19 protein-coding genes, 1 tRNA gene and 1 pseudogene are annotated in these 20,326 nt (G+C 57.4%); 12 read left to right on the forward strand and 9 right to left on the reverse strand.

Going from position 1 to position 20,326, the window contains the following annotated elements; translation table 11 throughout:
• Positions 1–61: 61 nt before the first annotated feature.
• Positions 62–4,009 carry an efflux RND transporter permease subunit gene (locus CGS49_RS03680; RefSeq protein ID WP_097800569.1) on the forward strand — a complete coding sequence of 1,316 codons (3,948 nt, stop codon included), beginning with the start codon at positions 62–64 and terminating at the stop codon, positions 4,007–4,009.
• A gap of 95 nt (positions 4,010–4,104) precedes the next feature.
• On the opposite strand, the gene CGS49_RS03685 is transcribed toward CGS49_RS03680, so the two are convergent.
• A complete protein-coding gene (locus CGS49_RS03685; protein ID WP_097800570.1) occupies positions 4,105–4,794 on the reverse strand; it encodes a GntR family transcriptional regulator in 690 nt (229 codons plus the stop codon).
• Positions 4,769–5,116, reverse strand: coding sequence for a hypothetical protein (locus CGS49_RS14140; RefSeq protein ID WP_179859021.1), 348 nt, complete (start codon positions 5,114–5,116; stop codon positions 4,769–4,771). The genes CGS49_RS03685 and CGS49_RS14140 overlap by 26 nt, the downstream gene beginning before the upstream one ends.
• A gap of 226 nt (positions 5,117–5,342) precedes the next feature.
• Here CGS49_RS14140 and CGS49_RS03690 point away from each other — a divergent pair, with 226 nt between their 5' ends.
• The 7 genes from CGS49_RS03690 (at position 5,343) to CGS49_RS14145 (ending at position 12,165) form a co-directional block, all read left to right on the forward strand.
• A complete protein-coding gene (locus tag CGS49_RS03690) occupies positions 5,343–6,416 on the forward strand; it encodes an aldose epimerase family protein (RefSeq protein ID WP_097800571.1) in 1,074 nt (357 codons plus the stop codon).
• Positions 6,417–6,567: 151 nt separating this feature from the next.
• A complete protein-coding gene (locus CGS49_RS13890; RefSeq protein ID WP_143405802.1) occupies positions 6,568–6,774 on the forward strand; it encodes a hypothetical protein in 207 nt (68 codons plus the stop codon).
• Between the two features lie 105 nt (positions 6,775–6,879).
• The gene (galE, locus tag CGS49_RS03695; protein ID WP_097800572.1) at positions 6,880–7,905 is read left to right on the forward strand and encodes a UDP-glucose 4-epimerase GalE; all 1,026 of its coding nucleotides are present in this window, start codon (positions 6,880–6,882) and stop codon (positions 7,903–7,905) included.
• A 152-nt stretch (positions 7,906–8,057) separates the two neighbouring features.
• Positions 8,058–10,400: a ferrous iron transport protein B gene (gene feoB, locus CGS49_RS03700; protein WP_097800573.1), complete on the forward strand. Its 2,343-nt coding sequence runs from the start codon at positions 8,058–8,060 to the stop codon at positions 10,398–10,400.
• 133 nt (positions 10,401–10,533) lie between these two features.
• Positions 10,534–10,968 carry a MarR family winged helix-turn-helix transcriptional regulator gene (locus tag CGS49_RS03705; RefSeq protein ID WP_097800574.1) on the forward strand — a complete coding sequence of 145 codons (435 nt, stop codon included), beginning with the start codon at positions 10,534–10,536 and terminating at the stop codon, positions 10,966–10,968.
• A 1-nt stretch (position 10,969) separates the two neighbouring features.
• On the forward strand, positions 10,970–11,746 hold the full coding sequence (locus tag CGS49_RS03710; protein ID WP_097800575.1) for a sulfite exporter TauE/SafE family protein: 777 nt from the start codon (positions 10,970–10,972) through the stop codon (positions 11,744–11,746).
• Between the two features lie 281 nt (positions 11,747–12,027).
• On the forward strand, positions 12,028–12,165 hold the full coding sequence (locus CGS49_RS14145) for a hypothetical protein (protein WP_179859022.1): 138 nt from the start codon (positions 12,028–12,030) through the stop codon (positions 12,163–12,165).
• Between the two features lie 2 nt (positions 12,166–12,167).
• On the opposite strand, the gene tig is transcribed toward CGS49_RS14145, so the two are convergent.
• Positions 12,168–13,463, reverse strand: coding sequence for a trigger factor (gene tig / locus CGS49_RS03715; RefSeq protein ID WP_097800576.1), 1,296 nt, complete (start codon positions 13,461–13,463; stop codon positions 12,168–12,170).
• An 86-nt stretch (positions 13,464–13,549) separates the two neighbouring features.
• Positions 13,550–13,834 carry a hypothetical protein gene (locus CGS49_RS14150; RefSeq protein WP_179859023.1) on the reverse strand — a complete coding sequence of 95 codons (285 nt, stop codon included), beginning with the start codon at positions 13,832–13,834 and terminating at the stop codon, positions 13,550–13,552.
• 61 nt (positions 13,835–13,895) lie between these two features.
• Between CGS49_RS14150 and CGS49_RS03720 the strand changes: the two genes are divergently transcribed.
• Positions 13,896–13,972 (forward strand) — tRNA-Arg (locus CGS49_RS03720).
• A gap of 150 nt (positions 13,973–14,122) precedes the next feature.
• Here the strand turns inward: CGS49_RS03720 and CGS49_RS03725 are convergent.
• The 4 genes and pseudogenes from CGS49_RS03725 to CGS49_RS03740 all read right to left on the reverse strand — a co-directional run.
• Positions 14,123–15,511, reverse strand: coding sequence for a site-specific integrase (locus CGS49_RS03725; RefSeq protein WP_097800577.1), 1,389 nt, complete (start codon positions 15,509–15,511; stop codon positions 14,123–14,125).
• A gap of 15 nt (positions 15,512–15,526) precedes the next feature.
• Entirely contained in the window at positions 15,527–15,838 is a 312-nt protein-coding gene (locus CGS49_RS03730) for a helix-turn-helix domain-containing protein (protein WP_097800578.1), read from the reverse strand.
• Positions 15,839–15,850: 12 nt separating this feature from the next.
• Positions 15,851–16,720 carry a plasmid recombination protein gene (locus tag CGS49_RS03735; protein WP_430407817.1) on the reverse strand — a complete coding sequence of 290 codons (870 nt, stop codon included), beginning with the start codon at positions 16,718–16,720 and terminating at the stop codon, positions 15,851–15,853.
• Positions 16,665–16,937: pseudogene (locus CGS49_RS03740) on the reverse strand (plasmid recombination protein); the annotation flags it as partial. The pseudogene CGS49_RS03740 and the gene CGS49_RS03735, both read right to left, overlap by 56 nt.
• A gap of 454 nt (positions 16,938–17,391) precedes the next feature.
• Here CGS49_RS03740 and CGS49_RS03745 point away from each other — a divergent pair.
• Positions 17,392–18,150, forward strand: coding sequence for a hypothetical protein (locus CGS49_RS03745; protein WP_143405804.1), 759 nt, complete (start codon positions 17,392–17,394; stop codon positions 18,148–18,150).
• A 13-nt stretch (positions 18,151–18,163) separates the two neighbouring features.
• Complete coding sequence (locus CGS49_RS03750) at positions 18,164–18,613, forward strand: hypothetical protein (RefSeq protein ID WP_097800580.1); 450 nt, start codon at positions 18,164–18,166, stop codon at positions 18,611–18,613.
• Here the strand turns inward: CGS49_RS03750 and CGS49_RS03755 are convergent.
• Positions 18,610–19,014, reverse strand: a complete 405-nt coding sequence (locus CGS49_RS03755) for a CHC2 zinc finger domain-containing protein (protein ID WP_242975350.1) — start codon at positions 19,012–19,014, stop codon at positions 18,610–18,612. The genes CGS49_RS03750 and CGS49_RS03755 overlap by 4 nt on opposite strands.
• Positions 19,015–19,430: 416 nt before the next feature.
• On the opposite strand from CGS49_RS03755, the gene CGS49_RS03760 reads away from it, so the two are divergent.
• Entirely contained in the window at positions 19,431–20,246 is an 816-nt protein-coding gene (locus CGS49_RS03760) for a helix-turn-helix domain-containing protein (RefSeq protein ID WP_097800587.1), read from the forward strand.
• Positions 20,247–20,326 lie beyond the last annotated feature (80 nt).

Raw genomic sequence — 20,326 nt, forward strand, 5'->3', positions numbered from 1 at the left:
CATTCCCGGCGAGGGGAACGGCTGCCCGGCCAGGGGCCCGGCAGAGAAACGGTAGGAGATAATGGAAAAATTCAGTGTCAAAAAGCCATTCACGGTCCTGGTGGCCGTGATCATGGTGCTGATCTTGGGCTTTGTGGCCATCACAAAGATGCAGACGAACCTGCTGCCCGACGTCAGCACGCCGTACCTGATGGTGGTGACGGTGTATCCCGGTGCCAGCCCGGAGCGCGTGGAGAGCGAAGTGTCGGATGTGCTCCAGAACGCGCTCACCGTGCCGGGCGTGGAGAAGATCACCGCCACTTCGGCCGAGAACTACAGCCTGCTGCTGATGCATTTCACCGAGGGCACGGACATGAACAGCGCGCTGGTCAAGGTGTCCAACAAGCTGGATCAGGCCAAAAGCGACCTGCCCAGCACGGCGCTGACCCCTTCCATCATCGAATACAGCCTGAACATGAACGCCTTCATGACGGTGGCCGTCAGCCGCGAGGGCAGCGATGTCTACGCGCTGTCGGACTTCGTCAAGAACACGCTGGTGCCCTACGTCCAGCGCAAGGGCGGCGTTTCCAGCGCTTCGGCCAGCGGCCTTGTGGAGCAGCTGGTGCAGGTGCAGCTGAATCAGGACAAGATCGACGCCATCAACGCCCAGCTGCTGGAGCTCATCGACACCCAGCTTTCGGCGGCCCACGCCCAGCTGGAAAGCGCCGAGGCCCAGATCGCGGCCGGACGGCAGGAATATGAAAAGCAGCTGAAAAACTTCGGCAACACCGTGTCCAACTCGGTCATGGGCTCCATGAGCACCGAGGTGGGTGCCGCCGTGGAGACGGTGCGCCAGCAGGCCCAGGCGCTGCTGGAAAGCGTCAATGACCTGATCGCCGTGGTCAAGGAGCCTGAGATCCAGCAGGCCCTCATCGAGGTGCGCGACGGCCTGCAGAAGGTGATGGACAAGTTCAACGAGACCGGTATGCGGGACATCGACTCCCTGATCGAGATCGTGGGCGAGCTGCGCACCATCACCGATAAGCTCACCACTGCCCTGCAGAAGCTGCAGGAGCGCATGAACACCGAGACCGGCTCCGAGGGCAGCACGGCGGAAGACCTTGCCAACGAGATGCAGCTGCAGGAAAGCCTGAATGTGATCTACAACACGCTGGAAAGCACCATCAAGGCCATGGACAATGTGCCCCAGCTGATGACCGAGTTCTCCAGCGCGCTGGGCAGCTTTTCCCAGCAGCAGCTCAACGCCTATATGCAGTTCACCGAAGCGCGTGAAATGCTGAACGAGTACGAAAAGCAGCTGGACGAGGCCAAGCAGGAGTACGAGACCGCCAAGGCCAACGCCCTGGCCCAGGCCGACGTGGCAAAGCAGCTGGACATCAACACCCTGGCAAACCTGATCTATGCCCAGAACTTCTCCATGCCCGCCGGTTACGTGGAAGACAAAAACGGCGAGTCCTGGCTGCTGAAGGTGGGCGAGGAATACGATAGTGTGGATGACATTGCCGGTGCTCTGCTGCTGCATGTGGACGGCTACGGCGATGTGCGCCTGTCCGATGTGGCGGATGTGGAGGTCATCGACAACGCCGCCGACAGCTTTACCCGCCTGAACGGCGAGCAGGCCTCGGTGCTGAAAATTTATAAGGACGACAGTTCCAGCGCCGGCACCGTTTCCAGCAACTGTCTGGAAGCGTTCAAAGAGCTGGAAGCCCAGTACGACGGCCTGCATGTGGTGGTGCTGTCCAACCAGGGCAACTATATCAATGTGCTGATCAAGAGCATCCTCACCAGCATGCTGGTGGGCGCGGCGCTGGCCATCCTCGTGCTGGCCATCTTCCTGAAGGACGTCAAGCCCACCCTTGTGGTCGGCATCAGCATCCCGCTGTCGGTGCTATTCGCCGTGGTGCTCATGTATTTCACCGGGCTCGACCTGAACATCATGACGCTGGCGGGCCTTTCCCTCGGCATCGGTATGCTGGTGGATAACTCGGTGGTCGTCATCGAGAACATCTACCGCCTGCGCAGCCGCGGCGTGCCCGCCGCCCGTGCCGCCGTGCAGGGCGCAAAGCAGGTGAGCATGTCCGTTGTGGCGTCCACCCTCACCTCGGTGTGCGTCTTCTTGCCGGTGGTGTTCTCCTCCAGCATGGTGCGCAGCCTGCTGGAGCCCATGTCCCTGTGCATCGGCTACTGCCTGATGGCCTCCCTCATCGTGGCTGTCACGGTGGTGCCGGCGGCAGCCTCCACCGTGCTGAAAAAGGCAGAGCCCAAGCGCCTGCCCTGGTTCGAGAAAATTCAGGAGAAATACGCCCACAGTCTGGACTGGTGCCTGAAGCACCGCGCCATCCCGCTGCTGGCGGCGGTGGTGCTGCTGGTGTTCAGCGCTGTGCAGGTGCTGTCCATGGGCGTTGAACTGCTGCCCACCAGCACCAGCAACGAGGCCGTGGTGACCCTTTCCACCACCGACACCCTCTCCAAGGAGGAGTCCTACACCGTTGCCGGGAAGGTCGTGGAGGCCGTGATGGCCGTGGACGGCGTGGAGGAAGTGGGCATCACCACCGACACCAGCGTGGCCGGCATGGACATCAGCCAGCTGGGTCTGCCTTCGCAGATCACCAGCCTGCTGGCCGCCGCCAACAGCTACGGCAATTATAAGATCAACGTGATGCTCAGCGAAAGCCTGTCTTCGTCCCAGCTGAACAAAGCCTGCACCGCCATTGAAGAAGCGGTGGCCGGCATCGAGGACTGCACCGCTACGGTCAAGCAGTACGGCATGACCGATGACCTGACCAGCCAGCTGTCCAGCGGCCTGTCGGTCAAAATTTATGGTGCCGACTCCGCGACCCTGACCGCCCTTTCCGAGAAGGTGGTGGAACTGGTCAACGAGACCGAGGGCTTCCAGAACGCCACCAACGGCCTGGGCGCAGGCGACGCCACCATCATCCTGAAGATCGACCGCGATAAGGTGCGTGCCTACGGCCTGACCGTGGCGCAGGTGTACCAGCAGATCGCGGCCAAGCTCACCACCACCACCACGGCCCAGACCCCCGTCACCGTGAACGGCACCACCATGGATGTGCAGATCACCGACGATCTGGACCCGCTGACCAAGGAAAACATGATGGACATGACCTTTGAGACCAGCGTTCTGTCCACCGACGGCACCACCGCAACCGGCACCTGCACCCTGGCGGATATCGCCACGCTGGAGACTGGCACCGCGCCGGACTCCATCACCAGCGAGAACCAGACCGAGTACGTCACGGTCACGGCCGAGACGGTGGAAGGCTACAACACCACCGTGCAGGCCCGCGCGCTGGAAAAGAAGCTGAACGAGTTTGCCCTCAGCGACGAGATGCCGGAGGGCTGCTCCTTCTCCATGGGCGGCGAGAGCAACAACGTCAACTTCATGGTTGAGGAGATGGTGCAGTGGATGGCCCTGGCCCTGCCCTTTGTGTATCTGGTCATGGTGGCACAGTTCCAGAGCCTGCTGTCCCCCTTCATCGTGCTGTTCACGGTGCCGCTGGCCTTCACCGGCGGCCTGCTGGGCCTGCTGGTCACCGGCCAGCAGCTGACCATGATCTCCCTGATGGGCTTCATCGTGCTGATGGGCACCGTCGTCAACAACGGCATCGTCTTCGTGGATTACGCCAACCAGCTGCGCCTGGGCGGCATGGAGCGCCGCGCCGCGCTGGTGGCCACCGGCAAGACCCGTATGCGCCCCATCCTGATGACCACCCTCACCACCGTGCTGGCCATGCTGCAGATGGTCTTCAGCAACGATATGGCCAGCCAGCTGATGAGCGGCATGGCCATCGTCATCATCTGCGGTCTGAGCTACGCCACCCTGATGACCTTGTATATCGTGCCCATCCTGTACGATATCCTGTTCAGGAAGCCGCCGCTGAACGTGGATGTGGGCGGCGACGATCTGGACGATATCCCGGACGATGCGGCCGAGTTCATCGCGGCCAGCAAGGCGGCCGAAAGCCCGGACCTCCTGCCCGAGGCGTGAGTGCCCCCTGCCCCGCAGAAAAGCAGAAAAAAGAAAAGCGTCTGTGCCCTGCCCGGGCTTGCCGGGTGTGGGGCGCAGACGCTTTTTTGTCTGGTTCAGCTGTGGTTGAAATAGATGCGGTATTCGTCCGAGTAGATTTTGCCGCCCATGCGGGTCATGCCGCCGTACAGGTGTACTTTGAACAGCGGCTCGATGGCGTTCAGGTCCTTTTCCCGCAGGATGCGCAGCATCTCTGCGTGCTCGCTCAGCACGCTGGGCACATTGCGCGCGCCCACCACGTCCAGCCGGATGAACCGGGAGTAGTCGGCCTGAGGCAGGGTGAGCAGGTGCCACAGGTATTCCTTGCCGGTCTTGTGGAACCAGTAGTGGTGCATCTCCAGATCGCAGGCAAGGAAGTGGTTGAAGTCGAAGCTTTCCGGGTGCTCGCGGCCCTCGGCGGCCTGCTGGAGCAGGTCGTACAGGTGCTCGATCTCGATGATCTCCATGGGCGAGCAGATCTGCACAAAATCGCGGAAGACCATACACTCCACGGCCACGCGCTGGTAGATGATCTGGTCCACCACGCTGGGGTCGATGGTGGTGACGATGGTGCCCTTGCAGGGGATGATCTGCACGAAGTGGTTCTGCTCCAGCCGCTGCAGCACGCTGCGGATGGGGGTGCGCGAGATGCCGAACCGCTTGCACAGCTGGTTCTCGCTCAGCGCTTCGCCGGGGAGGATCGCCAGTGAGCAGATCTCATCCTCCAGAATATGATAGATCTCATCGGTATTCTGCTGTACTGCCATGCGCGCCCTTCCTCCTTTGCCTGAAATCTGCGGCAGCGGTGTACCACCCATTGTACCCCGTACAGAGACGAATGTCAATGCCTGCGGCCAGAAAGTTCCAGCTCCTGTATACAAGGCAGGGACGCATTTCCGCCGCTTCTGCCCGCCGCTGCGCCGGGAACGGCCCCGCCGCGAAACCGGCCGCCCGGTGCCGAAAAACCGCGCGATTCCTGTAAACCTGTACCGACTGCACAAAGATGAAGCGCTTGCTTTGGATGAAATGACCAGAAAAAGGCAAAAAAGTGCAGATTCCGGCATCGAGATTCCAGCTTGCTGTATACAAGAAAGAACCTCCCCCGCCCGCCCGGGTCGGTGCCTGCGGCGCTGCGCCCGGCGTGGTACGGTGTTTTTTCCAAATCGAACAAAAAATTGCCTGAAAAATTGGATGCAAATTCTAAAATGTTTCCTACACAGCGGCACAAAACTGTGATATAATCATAAATACAATACAAATACAGTGGGAGTCTGCCCGACTGTATTCCGAAAAAATCTGAGGAGGCGAATGCCCAATGGCACAGATCCGCTCCAAGCCCTTCGGTGTGACCAAAGAGGGCGCCAACGTTACCGAGTACATCCTTTCCAATCCCGGCGGACTGACGGTGCATGTCCTGGATTACGGCTGCATCATCAAAAATATCATCGTACCGGCCAAAAACGGCCCTGTGGATGTCGTTCTGGGCCACGACACCATGGCAGACTATGAGAGCGACTTCACGTCCTCCGGCAGCACCTGCTGCGGTGCTTTTGTGGGGCGTTACGCCAACCGCATCGAGAACGCTGTGTTCAGCGTGGGCGGCAAGACCTACCAGCTGGAAAAGAACAACGGCGAGAACCACCTGCACGGCACTTTCCCCCGCAAGCTTTACCGGGTGAAGTCCTTCGGTGACACTTTGCTCATGGAAGCCGAGAGCCCCGACGGCGAGGACGGTTTCCCGGGCAATCTGAAGATCGCGGTGCGCTACACCCTCACCGAAGATAACGCCTTCCGCATGGATTACCGCGTCTCGTCGGACGCGGACACCATCGTCAACCTCACCAATCACAGCTACTTCAACCTGGACGGCGAGGGCGACGTGCTGAACCAGAAGCTGCGGCTCTACGCCTCCAACTATCTGGAAGGCAACAACGCCACCTGCCCCACCGGCAAGATCCTGCCCGTGGCGAACAGCCCCATGGATTTCACGGCGGGCAAGCTCATCGGCAGGGACATCGACACCGGTTTCTCCCAGACCACCATGGTGGGCGGCGGCTACGACCACTGCTTTGTCATCGACCGCGCCCGCGGCTCCAGCCAGAGCATCTGCGCCTGGGCCACCAGCGACAAGACCGGCATCAGTATGAAGCTCTACACCACCCAGCCGGGCATCCAGCTCTACACCGGCAACTTCCTGCAGGACTGCCCCGCCCCCGGCAAGGGCGGCAAGCCCATGCAGAAGTACGGCGGCTTTGCGCTGGAGACCCAGCACTACCCCTGCAGCCCCTCCCACCCGGAGTTCCCCTCCACGGTGCTGCGGGCGGGCAAGGTGTTCCGCGCCACCACCACCCTGCGCTTCTTCACCGGCAAGCAGTGCGGGAAGTTATAAGAATGATGCACCGCAAAGGCCCCTGTCCAGACGGACAGGGGCCTTTTTGCGGCATGATGTCTGCCTTGCGGCAGAATGATGTGGTTTCTCCGAAACCAATGATGTACGCCCTGCGGGCGCATGAAGCCGAACGGAAGGCGCGTTCCCCTGCATGGCCGCCGTAGGCGGCTGCATCATTTTCGCGTTAGCGAAAACATCATTTTGCCGCCCTGCGACAAACATCATTGCGCAGCACATCATTTTCCCTCTCTTTCTCCCATTTGCACAAAGAGGGCTATCTCTCCATGGTGAAGATGCGAAAAATCCTTTGAAATCAAAAAATCAAATCCAAATATGCAACAAAAATACATTCAAATAAAAAACGCATCCCTTGATTCTGCCCGCAAAACGCGGTATCCTTTAGGCAGACCGGGACCCACCCGGCAGTGCTCGAACAAGTGATCCGTGAGAGAGGGTATGAAGTATGGCAATTTTGGTTTCCGGCGGTGCCGGTTATATCGGCAGCCACACCTGCATCGAACTTCTGAACGCAGGCTACGACGTGGTCGTGGCTGATAATTTCTATAACGCTTCCCCGGTGGTGCTGGACCGTGTGAAACAGATCACCGGCAAGGACTTCCGCTTCTACAACGCCGACATGACAAAGCACGAGGACGTGGAGAAGATCTTCGCCGAGTGCCCGGACATCACGGCGGTCATCCAGTTCGCGGCCTACAAGGCCGTGGGTGAGAGCGTTTCCAAGCCCATCGAATACTATTATAACAACCTCAACTGCACCCTGGTCATCCTGGATGTGATGCGCCGCCACGGCTGCAAGAACTTCGTGTTCAGCTCCTCTGCCACTGTCTACGGCGACCCCGCCAGTGTGCCCATCACCGAGGAATTCCCCGTGGGTGCCACCACCAACCCCTACGGCACCACCAAGGCCTTCACCGAGCGCATCCTGACCGATGTCTGCAAGGCGGACCCCAGCCTGAACGTGGCCCTGCTGCGCTACTTCAACCCCATCGGTGCCCACAAGTCCGGCCTCATCGGCGAGGACCCCAACGGCATCCCCAATAACCTGATGCCCTACATCGCCAAGGTGGCCGTGGGCAAGCTGGAAAAGGTGCACGTCTTCGGCAACGACTACCCCACCCCGGACGGCACCGGCGTGCGCGACTACATCCACGTCGTCGATCTGGCCCGCGGCCATGTCTGCGCCATCCAGAAGCTGGAGACGAACTGCGGCCTGTTCATCTGCAACTTGGGCACCGGCAAGGGCTACAGCGTGCTGGACGTCATCCACGCCTTCTCCAAGGCCTGCGGCAAGGAGATCCCCTATGTCATCGACCCGCGCCGCCCCGGCGACATTGCCGAGTGCTACGCCGACCCCACCAAGGCAAAGAACGAGCTGGGCTGGGTGGCTGAGTACGGCATCGACGAGATGTGCGCCGACAGCTGGAACTGGCAGAAAAACAACCCCGACGGCTACCACACTGCAAAGTAAACACCGCTCTGTCCTGCGCCCTGCGCTCCACCCGGAGTGCAGGGCGCTTTTTGTATCTTTTTCTATTGACATCCACCTGCAGTTAGCCTATATTACTATTGTTAACACAAGCTAACAATCACAGATTGAGCGGATAGAAAAGGAAACAGCATATGACGTTAAACGAATTGCCGATCGGCAAAAGTGCCCGTGTGGATACCGTGGGCGGCACCGGTGCGCTGCGGCAGCATTTTCTGGATATGGGCCTGATCCCGGGCGCAGAGGTCACCCTGATCAAGCTGGCCCCCATGGGGGACCCCATGGAGCTGCGCATCCACGGCTACGAGCTGACCCTGCGGCTGGAGGATGCCGCGCAGATCGGCATCACCCCCACCGAGGCCGTCCCGCCGGTGCACACACCGGTCGAGGATAAAATGGTGGAGCATCCAGGCCTTGGCGAGGGCGGCCGGTATCACATCAAAAAAGGGGAGCACCCCCTGCCGGAAAACCAGACACTGACCTTTGCGCTGGCCGGCAACCAGAACTGCGGCAAGACCACCCTGTTCAACCAGCTCACCGGCTCCAACCAGCATGTGGGCAATTTTCCGGGCGTGACGGTGGACCGCAAGAGCGGTGCCATCAAGGGCCACCCCGAAACCGAGGTCACCGACCTGCCCGGCATCTACTCCATGTCCCCCTATTCCAGCGAGGAGATCGTCACCCGGCAGTTCATCATCGGCGAAAAGCCCACCGGCATCATCAACATCGTGGACGCCACCAACATCGAGCGCAACCTCTACCTGACCATGCAGCTGATGGAGCTGGACATCCCCATGGTGCTGGCGCTGAACATGATGGACGAGATGCGCGGCAACGGCGGCACGGTGCGCATCAACAAGATGGAAGCCATGCTGGGCATCCCGGTCATCCCCATCTCCGCCGCCAAAAACGAGGGCGTGGACGAGCTGGTGGACCACGCCGTCCATGTGGCAAAGTATCAGGAGCGCCCCGGGCGCATGGATTTTTGCAGCGAGGATGACCACGGCGGCGCGGTGCACCGCTGCATCCACGGCATCCTGCACCTCATCGAGGATCACGCCAAGGCGGCGGGCATCCCGGTGCGGTTCGCCGCCACCAAGCTGGTGGAGGGCGACCAGCGCATTGAGGAGGCCCTGAAGCTGGACCAAAACGAAAAAGAAATGATCGAGCACATCATCGTGCAGATGGAGCAGGAGCGCGGGCTGGACCGCGCCGCCGCCATTGCGGATATGCGCTTTGCCTTCATTCAGGAGCTGGTGGCGCAGACGGTGGTCAAGCCCCACGAAAGCAAGGAGCAGCTGCGCTCCAACCGCATCGACAAATTCCTCACCGGCAAGTACACCGCCATCCCGGCGTTCATCGCCATCATGGGTCTGGTGTTCTTCCTCACCTTCAACGTCATCGGCCTGTTCTTCCAGAACCTCATGGAGATGGGCATCGACGCCCTGACCGGCCTTGTAGACACCGCCCTGACCAACTGGAACGTCAACGCGGCGGTACATTCCCTCATCATCGACGGCATCTTTACCGGCGTGGGCAGCGTGCTGAGCTTTCTGCCCATCATCGTGGTGCTGTTCTTCTTCCTCTCCATGCTGGAGGATACCGGCTACATGGCGCGTGTCGCCTTTGTGATGGATAAGCTGCTGCGCCGCATCGGCCTTTCGGGCCGCAGCATCGTGCCCATGCTCATCGGCTTTGGCTGCACCGTGCCCGGCGTCATGGCAAGCCGCACCCTGCCCTCGGAGCGCGACCGCAAAATGACCATCCTGCTCACTCCGTTTATGAGCTGCTCGGCAAAGCTGCCCATCTACAGCCTGTTTGCGGCAGCGTTCTTCCCCAAGTACGCGGGGCTTGTGATGGTGCTGCTGTACTTCACCGGCATTCTGGTGGGCGTGCTGGCAGCGCTGCTGCTCAAGAGCACCGTGTTCAAGGGCGAGGCCGTGCCCTTTGTCATGGAGCTGCCCAACTACCGCCTGCCCGGCCTGAAAAACGTGGCGCAGCTGCTGTGGGAAAAGGCCCGGGACTTCTTGCAGAAGGCCTTTACGGTCATCTTTGCCGCCACCATCGTCATCTGGTTTTTGCAGAACTTTGACCTGCGCCTGTCGCTGACCGCCGACCCACAGGCCAGCATTCTGGCGCGCATCGCGGGCGATATCGCCCCGCTGTTCGCCCCGCTGGGCTTTGCGGACTGGCGCATCTCCACCGCCCTCATCACCGGCTTCATGGCAAAGGAGAGCGTGGTGTCCTCGCTGCTCATCCTCTTCGGCTCCACCGCAGCCCTGACCGCAGCCCTCACCCCGGCGCAGGCGGCACCGCTGCTGGTGTTCTGCCTTCTGTACACCCCCTGCATCGCGGCGGTGGCTTCGGTCAAGCGGGAGCTTGGCGGCAAGTGGGCTGCTATCATGGTGGTCAACCAGTGCGCCGTGGCATGGCTGTGCGCTCTGCTGGTGCGTCTGGTCGCCGTGGCGGTGTTCTGAAATATTGGTTTGGTCAAGAGGTCCTGAAAAGCCTGCGGGCTTTTCAGGACCTCTTTTTCTCTTGACATCTCCCCTCCTCTGCACTATAATATTTCAAAAATGAATCATTCAAAGATGAAAGGATAGACCTGCCGTGAACCCGAACATCGAATTTTCCATCAAGACCTCGCAGGCGTACAATGCCGTCTGCAAACCGCTGTGTCAGGAGCTGGGCCTGTCGCAGACGGCGCTGGATATCCTGCTGTTTCTTGCCAACAACCCGGACTATAAAACAGCCCGGGACATCGTGGAGGTGCGGCATATCAAGGCGAACCTCGTCTCCATGAATGTGGACAAGCTGGTGCAGGAGGGGCTGCTGGAGCGCCGCGCCGTGCCGGGCGACCGCCGCAAGACCGAGCTGCTCTGCACCGAAAAGGCCGGGCCCATCATCGCGCGGGGCCGTGCCGTGCAGAACGCTTTCTTCAAGCGCCTGCTGGACCATGTGGAACCAGCCGATCAGGAGGTCTTTTTCCGGACGATGGAACTGATCGGGAAAAATCTGGACGACATCTTAAAGGAGAATGCATAAAATGAGCGTGCTGTTTACGGTGCTGGTCGCCTTTTTTGCCGGCATGGGGGCCGGCCTTGGCACCGGCTTTGCCGGCATGAGCGCGGCGGCGGTCATCAGCCCCATGCTCATCACCTTTTTGCACATGGACCCCTACATGGCCGTGGGCATCGCCCTTTCGTCCGACGTGCTGGCCAGCGCCGTCTCGGCCTATACCTATCATAAGAACAAGAATCTGGATATCAAAAACGGCCTCATTATGATGGCCAGCGTGCTGGTCTTTACGGTGGTGGGCAGCTGGGTGGCCAGCAAGGTGCCTTCGGCCACCATGGGCGGCTTCTCGGTGTTCATGACCTTCCTGCTGGGCGTCAAGTTCATCGTGCGGCCGGTCATGACCACGAAAGAGGCCATGCAGGGCGTCAGCGCCCAGAAGCGCGCCATCCAGTCGGTGGTGTGCGGCGTGCTCATCGGCTTCATCTGCGGCTTCATCGGCGCAGGCGGCGGCATGATGATGCTGCTCATCCTCACCAGCGTGCTGGGTTACGAGCTCAAGACCGCCGTGGGCACCAGCGTGTTCATTATGACCTTCACGGCCCTGACCGGCGCTGTCTCCCACTTCATGATCGGTGGCACGCCCGACTGGTTCGTCTGGGCGCTGTGCGTGGTGTTCACCCTGCTGTGGGCCCGCATCGCGGCTGTCTTCGCCAACAAGGCCGACCCCAAGACCCTGAACCGCGCCACCGGCGTGGTGCTGGTGGTGCTGGGCGTAGTCATCATGGGCTTCAAGCTGGTGGCATAAAATGCAAAAAGGCGGTTCGTGTTCCTGCGAGCCGCCTTTTGTTGTTTCGTGTCGTAATCTGTGTTATACTGTCTATGCTGCCCTTCGTCCCCCGACTCCGAGTGCTATGCAGCAGGAGGAGGTGAATGGCTGTGGCATACATCATCGAGTTCATTGTCTCGGTCGCAGCGCAGGTAGTGGCTTACTTCCTGTGCAAGTGGCTTGACCCGGACAAGAAGGGCAAGTAAGCACAAGACCCCCGGAGAGAAGCAACCTCTCCGGGGGTCGTTTTGCGAACAGCCATGTACATCATCGAGTTTTGGCTGCTTTTAGTATATGCCGAAACACAAAAAAGTCAAGGGCTTTCCATAAAAATTCATAGTTTCGATAAAAAAGCCCGTGCATCTGCTGCACGGGCGGTTTTTGCTGTATCGGGATGAAATTACTTGTCCTCGATGGTAGAATGCTCGATGACCCAGTCAGCGGCCTTGCGGATGCCCTCGTTGCGGCGCATCGCGTGGATGTTGGCCTGTGCCTTCACTTCTTCCAGCGTCTTCTTGGTGCGCTCGGCACGCTCAGCCAGCTGCTTGTCGATCTCCTCCTCGGTGGGCACCAGGTTTTCCTGCTGTGCGATCTGCAGCAGAGCCATGCGCACGCGGGCGGTCTTCTCGGCAGAGGTGCGCACCTTTGCGGTGAAGCTCTCGCGGGTCTCGTGGATCTGGCTCAGGTAGCGGTCCAGGCTCAGGCGCTGCATCTGCAGCTGCTGCTGGATCTGCTGCATCTGCAGCTGGTAGGTGCTCTCCACCAGGGTGCTGGGCAGATCGCCCTCGGCGGCGTCGGCCAGCTGGGTCAGGATCTGATCCTTGGCGCGGTTCAGCGCGCTGGCGTGCTTGCCGTCGTGCAGCTGCTGCTTGACCTGTGCGCGCAGCTCGTCCAGCGTGTCCACATTGGCGACCTTTTTGGCAAAGTCGCTGTTCAGGGCCGGGATCTGGCGCACGCAGACGTCGATCAGCTTGATCTTGAAGATGACCGGCTTGCCGGCCAGGTCCTTTGCGTGGTAGCGGGCCGGGAAGGTGACGAAGATGTCGAACTCCTCGCCTGCCTTGTGGCCCAGGATGCCCTCCTCAAAGCCGGGGATCATGCGGCCGCTGCCCAGCTGCAGGGTCTGGTTCTGCGCGGTGCCGCCCTGGAAGGGCTTGCCCTCCAGCAGGCCTTCGTAGTCGATATGTACGATGTTGCCCTTGACGGCCGGGCCCTTGTGGGGCACCAGCTCCGCGGCTGCATTGCGGCGGCGCTCCAGCACGCTGTCGATCTCCTTGTCGGTCACTTCCGGGGTGACGCACTCGGTGGTAAAGCCGGTGGTCTTGGTCAGGTTCAGCTCCGGCTGCAGGGCGACGGTGGCGGTGGCCACAAAGCCCTCATCCTTCTTCACGCTGACCAGATCGTAGACCGGAGCGTCCACCGGCACAAAGCCATGCTCTGCCAGAGCGGCGTCGTACAGTGCGGGCACGTCCTTGTCCATCAGGTCGTTGATGGCGTCATACCAGAAAGTGTGCTCGCCGCGGTCAGCCTCGATCTGTGCACGGTCAGCCTCGCCTTTTTTGAAGCCCTTGATCGTGTAAGAGGCGCGGGTGCGCTCGTAAACCGCATTGGATGCAGTCTCCAGTTCTTCAGCACTGGCGCTGAAAGTCATTTTGCAGACACTCTTTTCAGGAGTTTCCACGCTTACCAGTTTCATAGGATCTACCCTCCGTGGTGCCTTTTCGCCGGGGAAGAAACCTGCATCCCCGCAAAAGCACATTCTAAAAACATATAGTAAGGTTATTATAGCACAAGAATGACAAAAGCGATACAAGAAAAATCATAAAAAGCGCCGATTGGCTGTATTTTGGGCCGTTTTTTCGGCCGAAAGAAAAGAATTCCCGGCTGAACCGGCACTTTAGCGGGGGCTCCCGCGCCGTTCCGGCGCACCCTGAAAGGCAGCCGCCGCAGAAAACGGCGGCCGTTCTGCCTGCGGAAACAGCCCCCGGGCAGAGCACCCGGCACCGAAAATGTGCGCAGAACCGTGCAGAAGACATTCTTTTTCAAAAAATCAAAAAATAATTGCAAAAAACCGTTGACAAACCCGGCTGCGCGTGATAAAATACATCATGTTCCGAACGGAACGTATGCGTTGGTAGCTCAGCTGGATAGAGTGACTGACTACGAATCAGTAGGCCGGGGGTTCGAGTCCCTTCCATCGCACCAGAAAATGCCGTGAAATCGAAAGATTTCATGGCTTTTTTGTTTTGTAAGCCATGGCTGCACGGTTTCTGCACGGTTTTTGCACGGTCGGTGTTTTCCATGTCCGATTATGTAGGGCGCTGTATTGCATTGCAATCAGTGCCCTTTTTTGCATCAGGTGAGCAGGGCCAAGCGGAGCTTTGCCTTCATTTCCGGGTCGGCATCCTTGAGCAATTCCAAGAGAGCCGTCATGGAGATGGTGGGTTCGCCTGCGGCGGGTACAGCCTGCGGGCTGGGGGTTTCGGGCTTGGCATAGAAGCCGCTTTCAAACTTCTTGCCCAGCTCCACACGGGAGGACTGCTGGATATGAGCGTAGGTGTTCACCAGCATATCTGCACTGGCGTGTCCTGTGGTCCCCTGCACCGCCTTGATGTCGCCACCGGAGATCATCAACTGGTAGGTGGCACTGGAATGCCGCAGACCGTGAAATACGATGCGCGGGAACTCCGGGTGCGCATCCTGCCATTTCAGGAACTTTTTGCGGATGAGCACCGGCTCCACCGCCAGACCGTTGGGGAGCCGCAGCAGCATCCCGCTGTTGCGGTACCGCTCCGGGTCGAGGGTTTCTTCCCTTTTCAGCCGTTCCAGCCACTGCTTCAGTTCCTCCCGCAGGGCGGCGGTCATGAAGATGGTGCGGCAGGAAGCTTCGGTCTTGGTGTCCTTCAGGATGAGGGAGGTCTTGCTGCCCTCCAGCTTGTCCGGGAAGATGCGGAGGATGCAGCCCTTGTCCACCTGTGCCAGCGTGTCCTTCTGTACCCGCTGCATGGAACGGTTGACGGTGAAGGTGCCCATGCCGTTGGCAGCATCAAAGTCGATGTCCTCCGGGGTCAGACCTGCCACCTCCCCTTCCCGCAGCGCACCCACCAGCGTCAAGTGCACCGCCAGATGCAGGATGGGGTCCTCCATGCTGTCCAGTGCTGCCCGCATCTCGTCCACCTCCCAGATGCTGCGCTCTTGGGTGGTCTTTTTGGGTGCTTCCACCGGGACGGGGCTTTTGATGAGGATGCCCCACTCCACCGCCAGCAGAAAGGAATTGTGCAGAAGCTGGTGGACCTCATGGAGGGTGGTGCCGGAAAGGGTGCGCTTCTGCTGCTTGGGCGAGAGGTCTCGCCGCTTGCCGCCCACATACTGTCCGCAGGGGGTCTTGCTCAGGGTGTCGTACAGGGCTTCGATGTGGTAGGGCCGCAGCTTCTGCATCTGCATCTCCCCGATATAGGGGATGATGAGGTTCTGGATGAGCGCCAAATTGGACTGGTAGGTCTTGGGTGCCCACTTGTGCTTGCTGCACTGCTTGGGCAGCCAGTCCATCAGGAACTCTGCCACCGTCACGGTGGACGGGATCAGGAAATTGCCGGTCGCCAGTTCATGCTCGATCTGCTTCTGGCGTTTCACCGCCTCCTCTTTGGTGGGAAAGCTCTCCCATTTGTCGCGGCTCTTGCCGTGCTCGTCCTGATAGGTGTAGCGGACGCTGTAAGAACTGCCGCGTTTCGTGATATATGCCATAGATTTGCCTCCTTATCAAGCTGCCCGGTAGAGCCACGCATCGAAGCTGTCTTTCGGGATGCGGATGCTTCCGCCTGCCCGCAGGACACGGAACTCGGTGGTGCTGTTGCACAGGTTGTAGGCGGCACGCTGGCTGATGGCCAGCATCTGCGCGACCTCCTTTACCGTGTACACCAGCTTAGTGGTCTCAGGGCTGTTGGTCGGAGACTTAACGGCATTGGTTCGAGTGACCACCTCCATTGTAGCCGGATCAGAGTCCGACTGCAAGAAGTTTTTCGTATAATCTTCAAATTTCACAGATGCGTTCTTCTCAAAATTCATATCCATATGCTTTTCTCCTTATACTTCATGGCGCACCACAGATTCCTGCGTGCGGTTCTCATAGAATCGAATGACCTCCGGCGGGATGCTGTCCAGCGTTTTCAGGGCGGCTTCGTAGTCCTGCCGCAGCTTGGCATCCTCCAGACGCTTCAAGACGCTCCCTTCCTTCGCTTTGTCCAGCGAGGCAGAGAGTGTCTTGTTCTTCTCTTTCAGCTTTTCGTTTTCGGCGGCAGTCTTGGTGAAGGCGACGTTGTACTTTCGCAGCTGGTCCTTCATCCGTGCCACGTTGGGGATATAACTGTCCAGCAGCTTGCTGATCTCCGCTGCACGACTCTTACCGTTGAAGGGGGTGATGCCCACCAGCAGGGCATCCAGTTGCTCCTTCTGCTTGGTCAGTTGGGTCATCTCCTTGAAGATGCGGGGCGGGATGTGCTCTCGCCCGGTCTGGCTGGCGCTTTCACCTCGTTCCAGCTCCGGGTACTGCTTGACCATGTGCTGCCAGAACTCGTCCTGCCACTTCACAAGGTTTTTGCGGTTGCCGATGATCTCCTTGGCGCTCAGTCGCCCGTCAGGGGTCAGTGGCACAAAGCAGAGGTGCAGGTGGGGCGTTTTCTCGTCCATGTGGACAACAGCAGAGAGAAAGGTATCCGGGCACTGTCTGCCCTCCAAAAATTTCAGGGCGTACGCAAAGTACGCTCTGATCTCCCGGTTGGTCTTGTCCTTGAAAAACTTCGCGTTTGTGAAGCGCAGCGGAACAATGAAAGCCCCAGTGGGGCTTTTAAGTGACAGAACGGTCTTGCGTAGCAAGATGGAGGGGCCTCGCCCCGACAAGTTCTGGGCTGGCGGTGACAAGAGCCTCCACCACCCGCACGCTGTCCTTGCGGACACGGCAGTGGGCAGCGGCTATCATGCGGTCGGCTTCTTCCCGGTACCTGCCCTGCGGCTGCACCAGATGGAGGTTGTAGCGGCTCCGGCTCGTGTCGATATCCGGGTTGCTGGCGTACTGCTCCTTGGTGCGCTCGTTATGGGCTTCGATGGGGCTGGTGGCAGGCCCCTTGTACTTTTTGAATCGTAAGATTCGCGTTTGTGGAGCGCAGCGGAACAATGAAGTCCCCAGCGGGGACTTTAAGCGACAGAACGGTCTTGCGACAGCAAGATGGAGGGACCTTGCCCCGACAAGTTCCATATTGGGCTTTCATAGATCACGCTCCTTCTTGGGGTGTACAAAAAATCTGTACGGACTTCAAATAACCCGTACGGTCTGTACGGCGTACGGAAATGCGAAATATAAACGATAACACGTTTTAATTCGTTTCGATTCGCTGTACAGGTGCGTACAAGTACAGACCGTACAGGTTGTACGAACTTCTTCCGTAAAAAATGCACTTTTTACGGGCAGGGGTGGACAAGCGGTTCGATGCCTACAAAACCCCGCACCCTGCGGCCACCATGAATAAAGAAGTTTGGTTTGTTTCGCAAGCAACAAGATTGTGTTGACTTTGAACTCCTTGAGTGATATAATGTAACCAAGATAAAAAACACTATGTGGGGGTTCGGAAATGAGTGATAGAAATACATTGTGGGAAACAATACTAAAGGGCAAGGGGGATAGAACATACAGAAAGTATGGCGAAGATACAGGTGTCAGTTATTCTAACATTCAAAGACTGGTTCACAAACAGTACATACCGACACCTGAAACGATTTATAAATTATCCATTGGAGACAAAGGGCAAAAGGATGAACGCCAAAGAAATAAATTATATCGAGAAATGATGCTTGCTGCGGGATATAGAGATCCTAAGGAACTCGAAGAAGATGAGGAAACGAAACGTAGAGACTTCTTTAATAAGCTGGAGCTTTTAGTACTTGGAGGACTGATACGAAAAGACATTCGCTTTAGAAAACAAACTATAGACAAGCAGTACCGCTTTTTTGCTCCACAGATGTCAGTTGTATTAGAGGAATCGAGTATTCAGGAATGGACTTTTAAGTTTATAGAACATGGACCAGAACCGGTGATTCGAGATGGTAGTATTTATATAAAAATTACTCCAATGCGCTATGCAAGACAATGCTTGGCAGAGGCGGTCTTAATTCCATTAAAAGATAATAGAAAGGTTACACTTGTGACGGACTCTGTTGATTACTATGCGGAGATGATAAAATTCAAAAATGAAATTTCATTTGCAGGAGACCTTTCGGTAATGCTTGTTGACCTAAGGGCGATGAGTATTAAGCAAGAAGAATATATTGCGCATGAAAATAGAAATACAAATGAGATTTTTCTGTGTAAAACCGAGTCATGTGGTGAATAAAGGAGAAATTGATATGCAAAAACTGGTTGTTGATGCACCAGATAAATTGGAAAAAGGCGAAAGCTTTGGTCCAGGTGGTGTGCGTATAAATGGGAAAATGAAAATTCAATACAAGAATCCGGAGACATTAGAGAATTACCTGAAAAGAGAAAACAAAACACAGTATACAAGAAATATAAACGCTGTATGCGGCAACGAAAAAGTAGACAATCGAATTACAAAAATAGCAAAAGTCTTTGCTCGAGAGCTTATATATGAAGGATGGAGAAGACATGGAGATGAAATGGTTGATTTTCTATGGAATGGAATAGACAAAATTTTCCGAATGAAGGATACTGAAAGTTCGATAAAAGCAGTCCAGATTATGGAGCAAAATAAAGCCAGAGTTCAGTATCCATATAATACTATGCTTTTTCAGCAGAGACAGCAAAATGACTCTACTAGAGATAGCAGCGTCTGTTAAGTATACTTGGGCGGCGGCAAAGCGATGGCATTGGCGGGCGGCTTATCCGGGTCAAGCCAGAGCTTGTCGGGGCGGGGCCCCTCCATCTTGCTGACGCAAGACCGCTCGGTCACTTGCAGTCCCCACTGGGGACTGCATTGCTTCGCAAACGCGAAGTCATTTATCAGCTTCTCGGCGGCTTGCCGGGGGTTCAGGTCAAACAGCTTGGCGGTGAGGTCGATGGCATCGCCGTTGGCTCCGCAGCCAAAGCAGTAATAATAGGTGTCGTTCAGCTTCATGCTGGGGTCGCTGTCAGAATGGAACGGACAGCACACCATGCCATGGCGGTCGGGCTCCATGCCGTACATCTCTCCCACTTGCCGAACGGTGATGGCGGACTTGATCTTTTGATATAAACTCAAAATTTCTCCTTTGGTCAAAGGCTCTGGCACGGATCAATTTGATCCCTGCCACGTTCAAAGCCGGTCTCCCTTGCTGCCTCCCGACAGGAAATCTTTTTGGACTCTGTGTCGGCCCCATGCAGGGCGCTCGCTCCCCCGATGGGAGGTCTTGGCGGTCTGGGCAGTTCGGACGGTCATTCTGTTCTCAAGGTCCTATAATGAAAGATATTTCAGAGGGCTTTCGCGGGAAGCCCTTAATATGTTCGCTGCTGGGGAGTTAATATGTTTTCTTTCTGTCTATAGGATAGCACTGCAATGGCCGCTGTGCCGTATATCCATAATGTCGGAAAACAGGTGCAGAATCAGCAAAATTCCACGCTTATGGACAGGAACCGCCGGAAGTGGTATACTGTGCAAAAAACATCGGAGGTGCGACCATGAACATCAAGCTGACACTGGGAGAACGGCTCAAAGACCTGCGTGTGGAGCGGAATCTGAAGCTGGAAATGCTGGCAGAGCAGACAGGTCTGTCCAAATCGGCATTGTCGAAATACGAGAGCGACGATGTGACCGACCTCAGCATTTATGCGGTGACAACGCTGGCTGAGTTCTATGGCGTGACCACGGACTACCTGTTGGGTGTGACGGAAAACAAAAAACGCCCAGATGCAGTCCTTTCGGACTTGCATCTGAGCGATGGCGCAGTGGACGTATTAAGGAATGGAAAATTCAATCATCGGCTGCTGTGTGAGCTGATCGTGCATGAGAATTTCCAGCGGTTCATGACCGATCTGGAAATCTATGTGGATGGATATGTCAGCGCAAACATTCAAAACCTCAATGCCGGTCTGGAAGCAACGCGGCAAATGCTGAAAAAGAAGTATGCAGCAGATGAAAATGATCTGTACATGAGCACCTTGAAGCTGGGGCAGATCGATGAAGATGAGTACTTTGGTCGGGTCTTGTATGACGAGTTGGTGGCTATCCTGAAGAACATCAAGACGGAACACCGCAAGGACAAGACCACTTCGGATGGTGCAATGGTCGATAACCTGATGAAGGAACTGGAGGATGCACAGAAACTTGAAGGGTCTGCGGATGAAAAGAAGATCCGAACAGCATTGAAGGCGATCGGCATCAACTACGATAAGCTGACAGAGGATGAAAGGAAGCTGATAAAGAAGATTCTTTATAAAACGGCAATGCTGAAACCGGGGACACTTGCAGGCAACCGGGGCAAGCACAGACGCTGATCATTTGCCCTGCGCCTTATAGGGGGAGCGCTGCTGCGGCAGGAAGGAGAACGTACACCATTGGTTCCTCTGCAAGTCTG

The organism is Faecalibacterium langellae (genome assembly GCF_002549775.1).
GTDB classification, from domain to species: domain Bacteria; phylum Bacillota; class Clostridia; order Oscillospirales; family Ruminococcaceae; genus Faecalibacterium; species Faecalibacterium langellae.